We start from the raw sequence: 17,148 nt of genomic DNA, 5'->3' as shown, positions 1-17,148 counted from the left end.
GCTACCGTCAGTTTGATGTGGATAAACAGGGTGTTATCCTCAATAACAGCGCTAACACCACTCAGACGCAACTCGGTGGGATGGTGGCCGGTAACCCCTGGCTCGCCAAAGGGGAAGCGAAAATTATCCTCAATGAAGTCAACAGTCGCGACCCCAGTCACCTCAATGGTTGGATCGAAGTGGCTGGTCGCAAAGCGGAGGTGGTTATCGCTAACCCCGCCGGTATCACCTGCAACGGCTGTGGCTTTATCAACGCGCATCGTACCACGCTGACCACCGGCGAGGCGCTGATGGAACAGGGCCGGTTGAAAGGCTTTGATGTCAATCAGGGGGAAGTCCGGATTGACGGGCACGGCATGGACAGCACACAGCAAAGTTACACCGATATTATTGCCCGCTCCGTCGCGATTAACGCCAAATTACATGCGCAAGACCTGAAAGTGACCACCGGGCGCAATATTGTGGATGCTGCGCATCAGCAAATTGAGAAAAAATCGGCTGACAATAAAAAGTCCCCGGAGTTTGCGTTGGATGTAGCGGCACTGGGCGGCATGTATGCCCATAAAATTAGGTTGATAGGCACCGAAGCGGGTGTGGGGGTGCGTAACGCCGGTAACATCGGTGCGACGGCGGGTGAAGTGCATATTACCGCAGATGGGTGGATTGGGAACCGTGGCACCCTCAGCAGCCGTGATGCTTTGCAATTAACCAGTACGGCAAAGATAGACAATCAGGGCAAACTCCTGTCGCAATCGACGGTGACCTTGCAATCCGGCGAACAACTGAACAATAGTGGCCGGGTTGAGGCGCGGGGCGATATCACTGCCAAGGCAGGAACAATACAAAGTGGTAATGGCAGTGTGTGGGCGGCGGGGATAGATGATAATGGCCGCACCACCCGGCCCGGCTCATTGACCCTGACGGCGCAGCACGTTCAGGCCCAGGGAAAAAATCTGGCGACCGATACGCTAGCCATTCAAAGCCGCCAGATTGACCTGAGCGGCAGCCAGAGCGCAGCCAATCAGATTCAACTCACTGCCAGCCAACAGGGGATAAGTACTGCTCACGCCACCATCAACGCCGACCGTTTGACGGCGAAAACCCCGGGCCAGTTTAACAACGATGGCGGCCAGTTAGTGGCGCGGGAAATTCGCCTCACGACGCCTGATTTATCCAACCAGCAGGGAAAAATCAACCAGACGGGGAACGGTGAGCTAACGCTCAACACCCGCACCCTGAATAACTGTCAGGGAACTTTGTTCAATCAGGGGAAACTGACCCTCACCGCTGACCGGCTTAACAACCCTCAGGGCACTATTGCCAGTCACGGCGAGGACCTACATCTGACCGCACACCAGGTGAATAACACCCAGGGCACAGTGCAGTTGGCCGGTCACGGTCAATTATCACTCAATACCCAACGGTGGCTGGGTGATAAGGGCAAACTGCTGACCAATGGCGCCCTGACCATACAGGCCGGTGACCTGCAACTGAACGAGGCTGAAACTCAGGCCGGGCAGATTACCGTCAACGCTGACACCCTGAGCCATCAAAGCGGTGTGATGCAACAACAGGGCAAAGACACCCTGTCCCTCACCACCCGGCGACTGGATAACCAAAGCGGCACTATTGCGGGTAACGGTAACCTGAACCTGAAGGCAACGACCGTCGATAATCGTCACGGCCACATCGTGGCCGCCGAAAAAGGGACGCTGGCATTGACCATCAAAGATACCCTGAACAATCAGTCGGGCCGGCTGGAAGCGGGCAACGCGCTCCAGCTCAGGGCTGCCCAACTGGATAATGGTCAGGGGAGCATTGTTGCCACCGGGGACAGCACCACCCTCACTGTTGGGAAAGCCATTCAGAATGCCCACGGTCATATTGAAGCCAAAACCCGACTGACCACAACCAGCCAGACCCTGGATAACACCCAGGGCGTGTTACTGGCACAAAACATTAACAGCCAGACCCACGGTCATCCTTTCAACAACAACGCCGGACAGGTGATAGCCGAAGACACCCTGACGGTCAACAGTGGTCAATTGGATAATACGGCGGGGTTGTTACAATCTGGGCGCGAGATGGCCATTGATACACACGGCCATTGGCTGACTAATACCCGCAATACCGACCAAAAAGCAGGCCGGTTGTTAAGCGGCGGGCCGTTAACTCTGCGCACCGGCGATGTTGATAACACCGGCGGGATAATCGCGGCGGACGGCAAAACCGTGTTGATCAGCGCCGCACTCAATAATACTCAGGGACAGATAGCGGGCAATGGCGGACTGGACATTCACAGCCGGCAACTCACCAACCACAACGGCACCTTACAGTCCGCAGACACATTGGATCTGGATACCGACGGGCAGTTACTGGATAACCAGCAGGGGCGTATTCTGAGTGAGGGCGCCACCACGGTCACCAGCGGCCAGCTGGATAATACGGCGGGGCTATTACAGGCGGGTCGCGAGATGACCATTGATACCCACGGCCATTGGCTGACGAATACCCGCAATGCCGACCAAAAAGCGGGCCAGTTGTTGAGTGGCGGGCATTTAACCTTGCGCACCGGCGACATCGATAACACCGGCGGAATGATAGCAGCGGACGGCAAAACCACCCTGACCAGCACCGCGCTCACCAATACGCAGGGACAGATAGCCGGAAATGGCGGGCTGGACATTCACAGCCGGCAACTCACCAACCACAACGGCACCTTACAATCCGCAGACGCTTTGACGCTGGATACTGACGGGCAGTTACTGGATAACCAGCAGGGGCGTATTCTGAGTGAGGGCGCCACCACGGTCACCAGCGGCCCGCTGGATAATACGGCGGGGCTATTACAGGCGGGTCGCGAGATGGTCATTGATACCCACGGCCATTGGCTGACTAATACCCGCAATGCCGACCAAAAAGCGGGCCAGCTGTTGAGTGGCGGGCATTTAACCTTGCGCACCGGCGACATCGATAACACCGGCGGCAGGGTAGCGGGGAATGGCGGACTGGACATTCGCAGCCGGCAACTGATAAACCGCGAGGGCACCTTACAATCCGCAGATGCCCTGACGCTGGATACTGACGGGCAGTTACTGGATAACCAACAGGGGCGTATTCTGGGTGATGACACCACCACCGTGACCAGCGGCCAACTGGATAATCGTCAGGGCCACCTTCAGGGCGGGCAACTGGTTATCCATACCGGGCAAGCCGGGGCTGACAATCGGGAGGGCAAACTGTTGTCCGCGGGCCGGTTTACCCTGACGACCCACGGGCTGGACAATCGTCACGGTCAGGTACAGGCGGTGGGCGACACCACGCTTAACGTGCAGGAAAAAACCGACAACACCGGCGGCCTGATCCGGGGGGGTCAGCAACTCACCCTAAACACTGCTCACCTGATTAACCGCGAGACAACGCACACGGATAACGGGGTGGAAGCGCAAAATCTGACGATAAACGCCCAACAGGCCGATAATACCGGGGGCGCTTTACGGGCAACTAACCACCTGCAAGCGAACATCAGCCAGACGTTGAATAATATCCAGGGGCTGGTCTCTGCGGGCAAACAGCTCACGGTCAAAAGTGAGGCTCAGCAACCGCATCTGGTGATTCACAACCGGCAAGGCACCCTGATTGCCGGGGAACAGGCTGACATTAGCGCCGGGGCCTTGAGTGGTGACGGCCAACTGTTATCGCAGGGCGATATGGCCGTCACGTTAACCGAGGATTTTCACCCTACCGGCAACACCGCGGCCAATGGCAATCTGACCCTGAAAACGACCGGCAATATTCTCAATGACCGCCAGATAAAAGCCGGTCAGGCGCTGCATCTTGACGCACAAAATCTTACCAATAGCGCGTCAGGCGAAATCAGCGCCAAACAAACGCAAGTCAACGTCCATAACACGCTGAACAACACCGGATTGATTGACGGTGACCTGACTCATCTCACGGCCAACACCCTGAATAATACGGGCACCGGGCGCATTTACGGGGACCAGCTCGCCCTCCAGACGGGCACGTTGAATAACACCGCACAGGACGGCAAAGCTGCCGTTATTGCCGCGCGTGACCGGCTGGATATCGGCACCGGAACGCTCAACAACCAGCATCATGCGCAGATTTACAGCGTGGGCGACATGCGCATCGGCGGCCAGTTGGATAATACCTTGACGGCGACCCGTCAGGCGAGGGAGCTCAATAATCACGCGGCGACGATGGAAGCCGGGCGCAATTTGACGATTCAGGCTGACCAGATTCACAACACCAACGCCGGGTTGGTCACCCAGGTCGTCGAAACGGAAAAATCGCCGCATCACGACGCGGTATTGAGCGGACAGACTGCCCGCTATGACTGGTCACAGGTGGACACCTCCCACCGCAACAAATATGGCGTGCACGATGCCATCATGCCGGATGGCAGCCGCAGTAATGACTTTTACGAATATCAATACACCCGCACCGTCAAGGAAACCCAGGTCAAACAGAGTGACCCCGGTAAAATTCTGGCCGGGGGCAATATGACGCTCAACAGTGCGCAGGTCACCAATCACGACAGCCAAATTGTGGCCGGCGGTGCGCTGGCGGGCAATATTGGCGAACTGCATAATATCGCCACGCAGGGCGAACGTATCACCACCGATACCGGCAGCCAGACCCGCTGGTACGCTAAAAAGAAAAAACGCCGTATCGGCGGCACCAAAACCTCGCAGGGGAAAGATACGCGCGATTATAAACGGGGCCCGGTGACAGAAACGATTGACCTGAACACGCTGGCCTGGCAGGACCATACCCGGCCAGAGGCTGCTGGTACCCCAATAGCGGACCGCCAGACCGGGCAAGTGCAACAGGCCCCCACCGCCGTGAAACCGGTTGCCGGGATAAACACCCCGCCCTTAGTCCTGCCCCCCGGCCAGCCTGTAGTCTTGCCGCCCAACCAGCCTTTAGTTCTGCCGCCCGGTCAGCCGTTTGAACTCTCCCTCCCACCGGAGACGGTGAAAGGCCACACGGTTGACCCGGTCATCCGTGTTATCACGCCCGATACCCGATTACCGGATAACAGCCTGTATACCGTACAACCGGGCAGTGACAGCCACTATCTGGTGGAGACCGACCCGAAATTCACCCAATATAAACAGTGGCTGGGCTCGGATTACATGCGGCAACAGTTAACGCATGACCCGGCGTTAGTCCACAAACGCCTGGGAGATGGGTTTTACGAACAGCGGTTGGTACGGGAGCAGATTACCCAGCTGACCGGCCAGCGTTATCTGTCCGGCTATAATAACGACGAAGCGCAGTTTAAAGCCCTGATGGATGCGGGTATCACCTTTGGCAAACAACAACAATTAACGCCGGGTGTCGCCCTCAGCCCGGCGCAGATGGCGTTGCTGACCTCCGATATTATCTGGCTGACTAACCAAACCGTGACCCTGCCGGATGGTTCTACCGAGGTGGTCACCGTGCCGCAGGTTTATGCCCGAGTCCGTCAGGGCGACTTGAGCAGTGATGGCGCCTTGCTGGCCGGCAATACCGTGGCACTCAACAGTCAGGGCGATATTACCAACAGCGGCACGATTAGCGGGCGTGATGTGACCCAACTGACCGCCAACAACCTGACCAACCACGGCTTTATTCGTGGCGGCAAAGTGGATTTGACGGCCCAACAGACGCTCACCAACCGGGGCGGCCAGATTCAGGGGGATGACCGGGTGACCCTGAAAGGCCGGGATATCACCAGTGCCTCGACCTTGCGCGGGGATGAGGCGAACCGCTGGGTAGACCGTCCGGCAGGCATCTACGTGCAGAACGATAAGGGTACCCTGTCGCTTAACGCGATAAATAATGTTCAGATAACCGCCAGTGAGGTGAAGAACGCCGGTAAAGACGGCCACACCGGGATAACGGCAGGGCATGACCTGACGCTGGAGACCTTAAACACGCAACACACCGAAAGCGGCGATTGGGGCGGCGGTAACACGCGCCATCTGACCCAACAGACCGATATCGGCAGCCAGATAACCGGCGCAGGTGATGTGACACTGCAAGCCGGGCATGACTTGAAGGCCACCGCTGCCCATGTCAATGCCGGTCAACAACTGACGGCGCAGGCCGGAAATGACCTGACGCTGACAACCGGGACGGCCTCATCTGACTTAGTGGAACACAGTAAACAAACCAGCAAAGGCTGGCTGGCGAAATCGTCAGTGGAAACCCACGACGAAGTGCATGACCGGCAGGCACTGAGCACCACATTCAGTGGCGATAAGGTCAATCTACAGGCCGGCAAAGACCTGCATATCAGCGGCAGCAATGTGGCGGGTACGCAAGATGTCAGCCTGAACGCCGGTCATCAGCTCATGGTCACCACCGCAGCGGAAACCCATCAGGAAACCCATGTACGGCAGGAGAAAAAATCCGGTCTGATGGGCACCGGGGGGATAGGCTTCACTGTAGGCAAAGCCAGCCAAAAAACCACCACTGACCGTGACAGCCAGCTTAACAAAGGCAGCACCGTGGGCAGCAGCCAGGGCAATGTCACGCTCAACGCCGGAGAACAGCTCCGGGTTCACGGCAGTGACGTGGTCGCCGGTAAAGACCTGACCCTCACCGGTCAGAGCGTCAATATCACCAGTGCAGAAAACAATCACACGGTCTTGACGAAAACCGAACAAAAACAGAGCGGTCTGACATTAGCGCTCAGTGGGGCCGCCGGTTCAGCTATCAACACCGCGGTGCAAACGGCCCGTGAGGCCCAGGAAACGCAGGACAGCCGGGTCAAAGCTTTGCAGAACACCCAAGCGGCCCTCAGTGGTGTGCAGGCGGTTCAGGCGGCGCGACTGGCGGAAGCCAAAGGCGGTGACGACAAAAGCAATAACAATGTGGTGGGACTCAGCCTGTCTTACGGCAGCCAGTCCGCCCGTTCAGAGCAGCGGCAACACCAGACCACGCAACAGGGCAGCCACTTGACCGCCGGCGATAATCTCACGATGACGGCTAACGGGGGGAGCAAAGGCTCATCAGGACCGAACGGGAATATCCGCATTCAGGGCAGCCGGTTACAGGCGGGTAAAGACCTGCAACTCAATGCCAACCGGGACATCCAATTGCGTTCCAGCCAGAACAGCGAGCAGACTACCGGCAAAAACAGCAGCCACGGCAGTTCACTGGGCGTGGGCTTCACGGCCGGACCGGGGGGCACCGGCCTGAATGTCTCGGCCAGCGTCAATCAGGGCAACGGTCATGAAAACGGCCACGGTGTCAGTCACAATAACACCACGTTACAGGCGGGGCAGACTGTCACCCTGAACAGTGGCCGGGACGCCACGCTCAAAGGGGCCCAGGTCAGCGGCGAACAGATTACCGCCGAAGTAAAACGCCACCTGACGCTCAGTAGCGAACAAGACAGCAACCGCTATAACAGTCAGCAGCAGAATGCCAGCGCTGGAGCCAGTGTCACGGTCGGCCCGCAACCGGGCGGGACTTTAAGCCTCAGCGCCAGCCGTGACAAACTCCACAGCAACGTTGACAGCGTGCAGGAGCAAACCGGGTTGTATGCGGGGAAAGGCGGCTATCAGGTGAACGTGGGTGAGCACACCCAGCTTGACGGCGCGGTCATTGCCAGCACCGCAGACAAAGCCAACAACACCCTGGATACCGGCACCCTGGGCTTTAAAGATATTCACAACCAGGCCGATTTTAAAACTGAGCACCAGAGCGCGGGACTCAGTACCGGTGGACCGGTGGGGAGTCAGTTACTGAGCAATCTGGCGGCCAATACCCTGGTGGGCGCAAACAAGGCGGGCCACGCTGAAAGTACGACTCAGGCGGCCGTCAGTGACGGCACGGTGATTATTCGGGATAAGGCGGCTCAACAGCAGGATATCCGTACCCTGAGCCGCGATACTGATAACGCCGGCAATGCCCTGAGTCCTATCTTTGATAAAGAGAAAGAGCAGCAACGGCTGAAACAGGCGCAACTGATAGGCGAAATCGGGGCGCAGGCAAGGGATATTGCCAGTATGGAAGGGGCGATAATTGCCACGAAGGCGGCAAAGGAGAAAATCGCCAATATTCCTGAATCAGACAAAGCGGCGGCAAAAGAAAAGCTGGTAAAAGCGGGCAACCGCCACCCGACCGAGGATGACATCAAAAAGCAACTCTACGACACGGCTTACACGCAGGCGCTGAATGAATCCGGCTTCGGGACGGGAGGTAAATACCAGAAAGCGTTACAGGCGACAACGGCGGCTCTCCAGGGGCTGGCCGGGGGTGACCTGAAACAAGCGCTGGCAGGCGGGGCTTCACCTTATCTGGCCGGGGTGATTAAAGACCTGACCACCGACCCGCAAACCCATCAAGTGGATATTGCGACCAATACACTGGCCCATGCCATTCTGGGAGCCGTTGCCGCCGAAGCCAGTGGTGGCAGTGCCCTGGCCGGCGCGGCGGGGGCAGCTTCCGGTGAGCTGGCGGCGCAGGTCCTGATTAAGCAGCTTTACGGCGATAAGGTTAAGGTCAGTGAGTTAAGTGAAGAGCAGAAACAAACTATCAGTACCCTCTCTACCCTGGCCGCCGGGCTGGCCGGTGGGATTGCGGGTGATTCGACCGGGAGTGTTATCACGGGTGCTCAGACTGGGAAGAATGCAGTGGACAATAATGCTCTTGGTTATGGTCCAGGAACTTTTTGGGGGCAGATAGCCAACTCGATCAGTTCAGATGCATCATTGTCCTTTAATCTACAAGGTAAAGGGAAAACAGTAGAAGAAATAAACAAAGCCATAAAATACTCTCATCAGGGGCCATCATGGGGTGTTACTTATAAAATTAAACCACATGTAAAAGGTGAGGTCACAGCAGGAATAGGTCCAGCAGGGTTTGCTGAAGCAACATTGGATCCAAATAAATTTGCAATTAATGGTGGGATGACAACAGCTATTGGTGCTCATGGTGGAGCAACTGTCGGAATAGAATTCGGCCCTTATTTTCCAGGTTTGTTAGGATCCCAAGATAAAGACTATTCTTTTGATCTAGGTTTTGGCTATGGTTCATGTGGAATATCAGCAGGAAAAGATGGAATAGGTGTATCACTTGGTGTAGGGCCTTCAATTGGCTGGGGTGGTATTTCAAAGGGAACTCCATTAGGTGAAACAGACATGAATGGCAAAGTTGGCACTGAAATATATAAACATGAGTTTAAGGATAAATGAGCATGATTGTGTATACTCCATTTATTTTGATGGTCTTGAGTCTATTGGGGTTTCTTGCCTGCTTCATCTATTTTGGCTTGAGCAAAAAAATTTCACTAAGAAGTGTAAAATCTCCATTGCTCTTTTTTGATTTTTGTTTTTTTAATAAAAACAAACTTGCTAATCTTTCCATAATGATGTTGTTTATTATTTATATATCTGGAATTTGGTTTGAGTTTATTAAAAATGGAAACTTAATTTCCTTTTATGGATATTTCATTGGTACACTTGCAATTTTTATTTTCCTTATTCATTGTAGATTTTTCTCAAAAAGAAAATTTGCACATGGAAATAACATGGAATTCATAAAAGAGTTTATTTTTGAAATGAAAATAAGTCTTCAAAATACGCTATTATGGTTATCTAGATTATTTTATATTGTTTGGCTTTATTTGTTTTTTTCTACGTAATTGTTGTGGACAATAATGCCCTTAGCATGGGAAGTTTGTTTGGTTCCGAAGGCGCTAAGCATTTTGAAGGCGCAGGTTCACTGGCTCAGAAAATGGCCCAATCTGGGGCAACACCCGAAGAAATAAATGCTGCCTTGACTCACTACCTGAAAGGGCAAGTCCCTGATGGTCAGGACCCGGCAAAAGGTCTGATTATTGCGTGGGGTAACTTCTTTGGTGTTCCGTTGGATGTCGTGTTATCGAATGAGCAGATGAAACCGCAGAAGGCGGCGGAAATTGTTGCCGGAGGGATACCTAACAGTGAAGCGAAGCTGATACAGTTTGCGGCAGCAAAGGCATATCTGTCTTTGAGTAAATACGCTACATATATTACCTCTAGGACAAATGCTATAGGTAAATGAAATAGGTAAATGAATAACTGGCAACTGGAGCCCGAAATTAATCTTGGTTTACTTAAATATACAGAGGTCAAAGGAGATTTTGCTTTTACTCAAGAACTTCTTGCTTTGTTTAAAAGTAGGAACGATGGGAGTGACTATTGGTGGTATAGAATTCTGGTTTATATACTACCGCCAGTACAACTCACGTAAATTAAATTAATATCCAGTCTTTGGATTGCTATTTGGAGAAATTTTATGAAATGTATTCAGTGTGAAAACCCGGCATTACATGAATCAGATTTTTGTGCCACATGTGAAGAGAAAGAGCTGAATGGAATCGGCGGGTTTCTCTATTTTCCAGCAATAAATATTATTATTACAATATTAACCTCTTTATTTGGCTCATATAAAACAATGATGCTCTTGATCTCTGGTTATGATTTTTTAGGTAAATTACGTATTCTTATAGGATTTGAATTCATTTGCTTCGTGATTATTTTTGGGATTGCATTCTATACATCTATTCTTTTCTTTAGAAAAAAAGAAAAAACACCTTTACTTTACATTATACTTTTAGTTTTTACTTTGTTATTTGTAATTATTGACTTAATGTTGGGTTATTACATATATGGGATAAAACTGGATTATAATAATCTTTCTCTACTTTTTAGAAATGTGTTTTGTGCATGCATATGGATACCTTACTTTATTGTATCCATTCGGGTTAAACGAACATTTATAAGATAATTATTGGGAATAGGTTATTTTTTAAATAATTTACAACCAATATTCATTCAAAAAAGAAGTTATCTTTGTGGAGAGTAACGGATTGGCGAATGCAGGGCGAGATCTCATTTTGCGAAAAATGGAATCCTGTCCTGCATTTTTTATCTCAATAAATCAGACCCTTATATAAAATATTTAATCTCTCTGTATTCGCGTTTTTAAATAGTCAGTAAATAAAATAAGCGAAGGAGAGTATTGCCGATAAATGAATTAAACCATAGCAGAGAATAGGCCGTTTTTAGTCACTCTGTACCTTTTTTAAATCTGGCATTAATGGGGGGTGCGTATTTTCATCCTCGGAGATCACCCAATAACATCCATTGAGATCGGGTAATAACGGTGATCTCCATCGTGGTAATACGCAACCGTCAAAGACTCGATTTCGGGAAATACGCAGATTATGACAAAATGCCGCGAGCAGGGCGGCCCTTTGAGGGACGAATAGCCGTAACCTCGGTGCCCGCTTGCAAGGTGTTTCTAGGGCGCCTAAGATAGAAATCTGTGCGAAGATCATATCGACGCATGAAGGATTCTCGAAATGGAGAATCATGTATCATAATTACGGGATTCGGAATAATTTTATCAAGGCGGAAAGTCCTTAATAGGAGGATAGTCATTGACGCTTGCTATTATTTGGTTTCGCAGCCAGTCAATACCTTCATCTCGCCATGTTCCAGCAGACCAATGTACCCGGATGCTAATCGTTGGCAATTTGAAAGGGAGTTCGACAATGCGCAATGCTGTGCTCCTTTGTTGGGATAGAAGACGAACCAGCCGTTCTGGAACAACCGCTGTGATAGACGTCCCTGTAAGCACTTCCGGCAACATAAAGAAGTTTGGCACGGTGATCACGGGTTTGATGCCGTGCAATTGAAAACGTTCAGGCACAATCTGATGAGCTGAATTGGGAACATAGGCCACTGCATAACGGTGTAGCGCAGGCGCTGTGGCAGCATCATGCACTCCTACATATCTATCCTTAAATAACAGTGAACTGGTTTTACGTGCCTTAAGTTGAGGGATCCAGCCAAAGGCAATATCAATGCTTCTGTCATCAAGCTGATCTGCCAGGGTACCTTCCCAGGTCCCGATTGTCTGGATGCGTATACCGGGAGCTGTTGTCTCAATCCGGGATATTAGTCGGTTAAGCATGAGCATTTGGCCGACATCTGTCATGTATACACTGAAAGTACGCTGGGATGTGGCAGCATCAAAATCTGATGGGGCATTGAGCGCTGATTCCAACATGGTCAGCGCCGATGCAACTGGCTCAGCCCAATTACGCGCCAGCACAGTAGGTTGCATACCTTGCGCACTGCGAATAAACAGTGGATCACCGGAAATTCGACGCAAGCGGGCCAGCAGTGTTGAAACAGTCGGCTGTGACATCCCCAATGTATCAGCGGCACGTCCCACGTGTCGTTCACGAAAGATGGTGATAAAAACATTGAGTAGCCGGAAGTCGAGCTGATCAAGAGAAATATGTCGTTTCACTTTTCCTCCTAATAAAACCACCTAAAAAACAAAAGGTATTATAAGAATTTCAAGGCAGCATTATAAGGATTTCCAGATAATGAAAATCCAATATTATGAATTGCCAGCATGGTTCTAATAAAATAAGTTAGTAGTATTTCAAAGAAATGAGAAATTATTATGAATGCTTTTTCCCGGGGAAAACCGGTGAAATTCTCGTTTTCTCCGGCTAGCGCGCCTCCACGTTTGACTTCGTCCATTGTGCTGCTTATGTCGGTGGCAGTCGGTCTTTCTGTGGCGAGTAATTACTATGCTCAACCTTTGTTACACAGCATTGGTTCACAATTCAATTTGTCTACTGCTGCGGCTGGAAGTGTGGTCACTGTAGCCCAATTAAGCTATGCCGCCGGGCTTATCTTGCTGGTGCCGCTGGGTGATATCATTGAGCGGCGCAGTCTGATCGTTCTTATGACTGCTCTGTCTGCCTTCGGTTTGTTGATCACTGCGTTTGCACCCAGCCTCTCTTTTGTCATATTGGGCACTGTTGTTGCTGGCGGCTTGTCGGTTGTCGCGCAAATACTGATTCCTTTTGCTTCCACTTTAGCCGCTCCAGGCGAACGAGGCAAAGTTGTGGGTACGGTCATGAGTGGGTTGCTATTAGGGATCCTTTTGGCCCGTACTGTGGCTGGTACGCTGGCCGATCTCGGCAGCTGGCGTACCGTTTACTGGGTTGCCGCTGTGTTAATGCTGGCTATGTCCGGTGCACTTTGGCTCGTACTTCCACGTTACAAGAGCCCGGTAGCGCTGAGTTATCAGCGTCTGCTTGCTTCTATAATCCGCTTGTACACCGATGAACCTCTGTTTCGCGCCCGTGCCCTGTTGGGGGGGCTTTTGTTTGCTTCGTTCGGTATGCTATGGACGTCCCTGACCTTTCTCTTGGTTAGTCCACCTTATTCTTATTCAAACACCATTATCGGGTTATTCGGGTTGGCCGGTGCTGCTGGTGCTTATGCAGCCAACTGGTTCGGACGCATGACTGATCGAGGGCAGGGCAACCGATTCACCTGTATCGGTCTGATATTACTGTTAGTGTCCTGGCTACCTGTTGCATTTGGTCAGATCTCGGTATTGTCCTTGCTGGTCGGTATTTTGTTGCAGGATTTGGCTATCCAAGGTGTTCATGTTACTAACCTGAACGCTATCTATCGTTTAGATCCAGAGGCTCGCAGCCGCCTTACCGCGGGAATGATGACGTCCAATTTTATTGGCGCTGCTGCCGGATCGCTGATTTCTTCATGGATTTTTTCCTACGCAGGTTGGTCCGGGGTCTGCATCGTCGGTGCTTTACTGGCGGCGATTGCTCTGGTGTATGCAATTTGCGCGCAAAATGCTCGCATCCCTGAAAATGTGTGATGTCGTGATAATTGATATTTTCATGCTATGGCGAGACTGTAATTTTAATATTCATGTTATTTAAAAAGGAGCGTGAAGAAATAAGCCTGAAATGAAGTAGTTATCTTATGTAATTGTTGTGATCGGATTAAATAATTATATGCAAGAATAACTATAACTACCATAAACATATAATTTTTAAATACATAATGGAATTCATATTTAAAATTATATATCTATAGAATATATAATTTTAAATTTATTGTTCTTTTATTTTGATACTTTTTTTACTTATTATCTATTTTGTTATTTTTAGTTATGTGAGCTAAATCGAACTTTATTATTTATTTTATTTTATTTTGTTTATTGATTATTTGTTATCTTAATCGTATATTTAATTATGAATCTTTTCGTACGAATGACTAAAAAGATCTAAGCGAAGAAATGGGAGTAGTAATGTATTTCCTGATAGCGATATAGGTTAATTTAGTTAGTTTGTGCTTCATGATCTCGCTTTGGTGAAATTATTTGTATTTTAAATAACAAGTGAGAATAGAAATGAATAAATTGTCTGATATTACATTGGTTAAACGAGATGAAATTCCATCAATGAGAACAATTGAAGTTGATGGTGTTGAACATTGGTTAGGGCATGTTAAAGATTTTATGAAGAATAAATCTCTTGTCCGTTTTCTTCCTAGCGATAATCGTATTTCTATGGCGTGGGTACGTTTGGAAGCAGGTGAAGAATTAAATGAGCACACTCACCCAGTCGAATCAATGATATTAATGTGTGAAGGTGGAGCACATACGACGGGTGAGGTAAAGGCTGACATGAATGCCGGAGATATTCTTTTAGTGCCGCCAGGTAAACTACATGGATTTAAGGGGATGGAACCTAATGGATTTTGGGGTCTTTCAATCCAATTCGATTCTCGCGGTTTATACGAAGATATCACTGATCCATGGGCAGTCTTTTATCCTGAAATGAAATTAGAGAAGGTGGGTGATAAAAATATTGCTGATCAACTGTTCCAGCTCAATGAAAAATATATGGATAGATTTGACAAACATCGTTTATTCGCGCTTGTGCGGAAAGGGTTGCTTAAAAATCCTGAAGCCAAGAAAAGATTTCTGGATTGTTTCCAAGTTTGGTCGGATCATTTTCAAAAGATGGTTCTGGCGCGGGTAATAACGTTACAAGATCCTAAATTCGAAGAATTGGCTTGGCTTCATTTGATTGAAGAATTAGGCCATAACCGTATTTTAGCGAAGAATCGAACAGATCTTCAAACTGTATTTGATCCGGTTCTTGAATCCACAAGTGCGTGGTTTCCCTGGAAAATGAATTCAATTAGTGATATTGAAAAAGTTGTTTTGGTTCACTTAGTTGTCGAAGCCTCAGCAACTTTCTTCTATAAGCATATTCAGCCTGAGATGGCATCCGCTGCCACTGGAGATCATTTTGATATTCATACAATCACTGATGATGAGCATATGGCAATGGGTTATGAATTCTTACGAAATATACCTTTGAGTGACGGAGAACGATTATTTGAAATTCAACGTCAAGGCTGGTCTATGTTGATGTCTGTTATGGGGAGAATTGCTGATCTGGTAGTTCACAATTCAGATGAGCATTCAACAAATAAGCAAACTGAGGAATCAGGAAAAGGAGCTGACGTTGAAATGGCCAATTGAGGGGCCTCGTCGGGTGCCGTCTGAGGTATATACAGATCGTGAAATTTATAATCGGGAACAAAATTATATTTTCAAAAGCCGAACCTGGAACTATGTTGGTTTAACCACTGAAGTAAAGGACATCGGTGATTTTATTCAAACATTCGTAGGTGAAGTTCCGGTCATTCTTGTGAGGGACAGAAGAAATAAACTGAGAGTATTTGTGAATCGTTGCACACATAGAGGCGCTCAGATATGTCACCAAGAGCGGGGGAATGTGAAATTATTTACATGTCCTTATCATGAGTGGTCTTTTAATCTTGATGGTACTCTTGTTGGTATGCCTTTTCGTCGGGGTATTGATGGAAAGGGAGGGATGTCACCATGTTTTGATTCAACTGAACATGGATTAGAACAACTTAATGTAACAGAGCGGCATGGCGTTGTTTTTGCAAGTTTCAGTTTTGAAATTGAATCGTTTGAAGAGTATTTGGGGCCTGGCATATTGGCTTATTTTGATCGGGTATGTAATGGCAAAACATTACGTGTTATTGGAAAAATGCAACATAGAGTGCACGCAAATTGGAAGCTTCAGGTAGAAAATGTAAAGGATCCATTTCATGCAGCACTGTTGCATTCATTTTTCCTGACTTTTGGTATTTGGCGCTCTGATCAAGAAACTCACGTTAAAGTAGATAAACACGGACGCAGCAGTGTTCTTGTTTCAACTGCAACATTTAAGCCAGCCCAGAATGACCAGTTTAAAGAACAGCTGAATTCTCAAAATGGTTTCAGTCTTAATGATAAACGATTAATTGAGTATCAATCTGAATACGAGCATGGTACGGGGGCCGTAATGACCATTTGGCCAAATCTGATATTCTTGCAACAATTAAATTGTTTGGTGATGAGGCATGTGAAACCAGATGGACCTGATTCATGTATTAAAACCTGGACATTTTTCGGATATGAATCGGATAGCCCTGAATTGATTCAAAAACGGCTATATCAGGCAAACTTATTTGGCCCGTCTGGATTGGTAACAATTGACGATAATGAAATATTGGCAATGGTTCAGATCGGTTCAGCTGCTTCTCCCAACTCAGTAGCCGTTCTGGAAGCGGGTAACGGAGAGGGGGATGCGGATCATATGATGACTGAGTCAGCTATTCGTGGGTTTTATAAATACTATAAAAAAATTATGGGTTATGAAGACAATGAATAGAACGCCAGAATTTCGTGAACTCACATTGGATGTTCAATGGCTATATACCCTCTACAACGAGTTTTTGGATGAAGGTAACATTGAACAATGGCCAAATTTTTTTGTTAAAGATAGCCATTATAGAATTACATCCAGGGAGAATTTTGATCAAAATTTTCCACTGAGTTTTGTACTCTGTGATGGGCAAAAGATGATTAAGGACAGAGCTATTGCACTGCAAAAGACGGTTATGTATCGAAGAAGATCTCAATGCCGAATCGTCAGTGGTGTACGATTGATTTCAATAGATGACGTCAATGTTTATAGCATTAAAGCATGTTCATCTTTTGCGATATATGAAAGTTTATATGGTGAATCCAGTAAACTACTTGTTTGTGGGCGTTCACATGACGTAATAGTTCAAGATGACGATATATTAAAATTCAAAGATAGAGTGTGTATTATAGATACAAATGTCATTCCTGATTCGATGGTATTTCCAATTTAGGATATTCTAATTTATTTTTGGAAATTAATTACTCATTATTTACAGATAGAAAATTTGAATT

9 protein-coding genes are annotated in these 17,148 nt (G+C 48.7%); 8 read left to right on the top strand and 1 reads right to left on the bottom strand.

What is annotated here, in order from left to right:
• The 4 genes from LGZ99_RS19170 to LGZ99_RS19155 form a co-directional block, all read left to right on the top strand.
• The coding region (locus tag LGZ99_RS19170; protein WP_262979456.1) for a hemagglutinin repeat-containing protein at positions 1–9,215 on the top strand (9,215 nt) is incomplete at its 5' end.
• Between the two features lie 2 nt (positions 9,216–9,217).
• Positions 9,218–9,664, top strand: a complete 447-nt coding sequence (locus LGZ99_RS19165) for a hypothetical protein (RefSeq protein ID WP_036841181.1) — start codon at positions 9,218–9,220, stop codon at positions 9,662–9,664.
• A gap of 26 nt (positions 9,665–9,690) precedes the next feature.
• Positions 9,691–10,065: a hypothetical protein gene (locus LGZ99_RS19160; RefSeq protein ID WP_036841180.1), complete on the top strand. Its 375-nt coding sequence runs from the start codon at positions 9,691–9,693 to the stop codon at positions 10,063–10,065.
• Between the two features lie 234 nt (positions 10,066–10,299).
• Positions 10,300–10,791 (top strand): DUF2569 domain-containing protein, encoded by a 492-nt coding sequence (locus LGZ99_RS19155; RefSeq protein WP_262979455.1) that lies wholly within the window; start codon positions 10,300–10,302, stop codon positions 10,789–10,791.
• Between the two features lie 621 nt (positions 10,792–11,412).
• On the opposite strand, the gene LGZ99_RS19150 is transcribed toward LGZ99_RS19155, so the two are convergent.
• A complete protein-coding gene (locus tag LGZ99_RS19150; RefSeq protein ID WP_262979454.1) occupies positions 11,413–12,324 on the bottom strand; it encodes a LysR family transcriptional regulator in 912 nt (303 codons plus the stop codon).
• Between the two features lie 249 nt (positions 12,325–12,573).
• Here LGZ99_RS19150 and LGZ99_RS19145 point away from each other — a divergent pair, with 249 nt between their 5' ends.
• The 4 genes from LGZ99_RS19145 (at position 12,574) to LGZ99_RS19130 (ending at position 17,087) form a co-directional block, all read left to right on the top strand.
• The gene (locus LGZ99_RS19145; protein ID WP_262979457.1) at positions 12,574–13,716 is read left to right on the top strand and encodes an MFS transporter; all 1,143 of its coding nucleotides are present in this window, start codon (positions 12,574–12,576) and stop codon (positions 13,714–13,716) included.
• A 537-nt stretch (positions 13,717–14,253) separates the two neighbouring features.
• Positions 14,254–15,396 carry a cupin domain-containing protein gene (locus tag LGZ99_RS19140; RefSeq protein WP_262979453.1) on the top strand — a complete coding sequence of 381 codons (1,143 nt, stop codon included), beginning with the start codon at positions 14,254–14,256 and terminating at the stop codon, positions 15,394–15,396.
• On the top strand, positions 15,380–16,600 hold the full coding sequence (locus LGZ99_RS19135) for an aromatic ring-hydroxylating oxygenase subunit alpha (RefSeq protein ID WP_021326121.1): 1,221 nt from the start codon (positions 15,380–15,382) through the stop codon (positions 16,598–16,600). The genes LGZ99_RS19140 and LGZ99_RS19135 overlap by 17 nt, the downstream gene beginning before the upstream one ends.
• Positions 16,593–17,087, top strand: coding sequence for an aromatic-ring-hydroxylating dioxygenase subunit beta (locus tag LGZ99_RS19130; RefSeq protein ID WP_262979452.1), 495 nt, complete (start codon positions 16,593–16,595; stop codon positions 17,085–17,087). The genes LGZ99_RS19135 and LGZ99_RS19130 overlap by 8 nt, the downstream gene beginning before the upstream one ends.
• Positions 17,088–17,148: the final 61 nt, after the last annotated feature.

The organism is Photorhabdus temperata (assembly GCF_025384845.1).
Lineage (GTDB): Bacteria > Pseudomonadota > Gammaproteobacteria > Enterobacterales > Enterobacteriaceae > Photorhabdus > Photorhabdus temperata.
The sequence above is the reverse complement of the archived record's forward strand: the minus strand, read 5'-3'. Positions and strand labels throughout refer to the sequence as shown.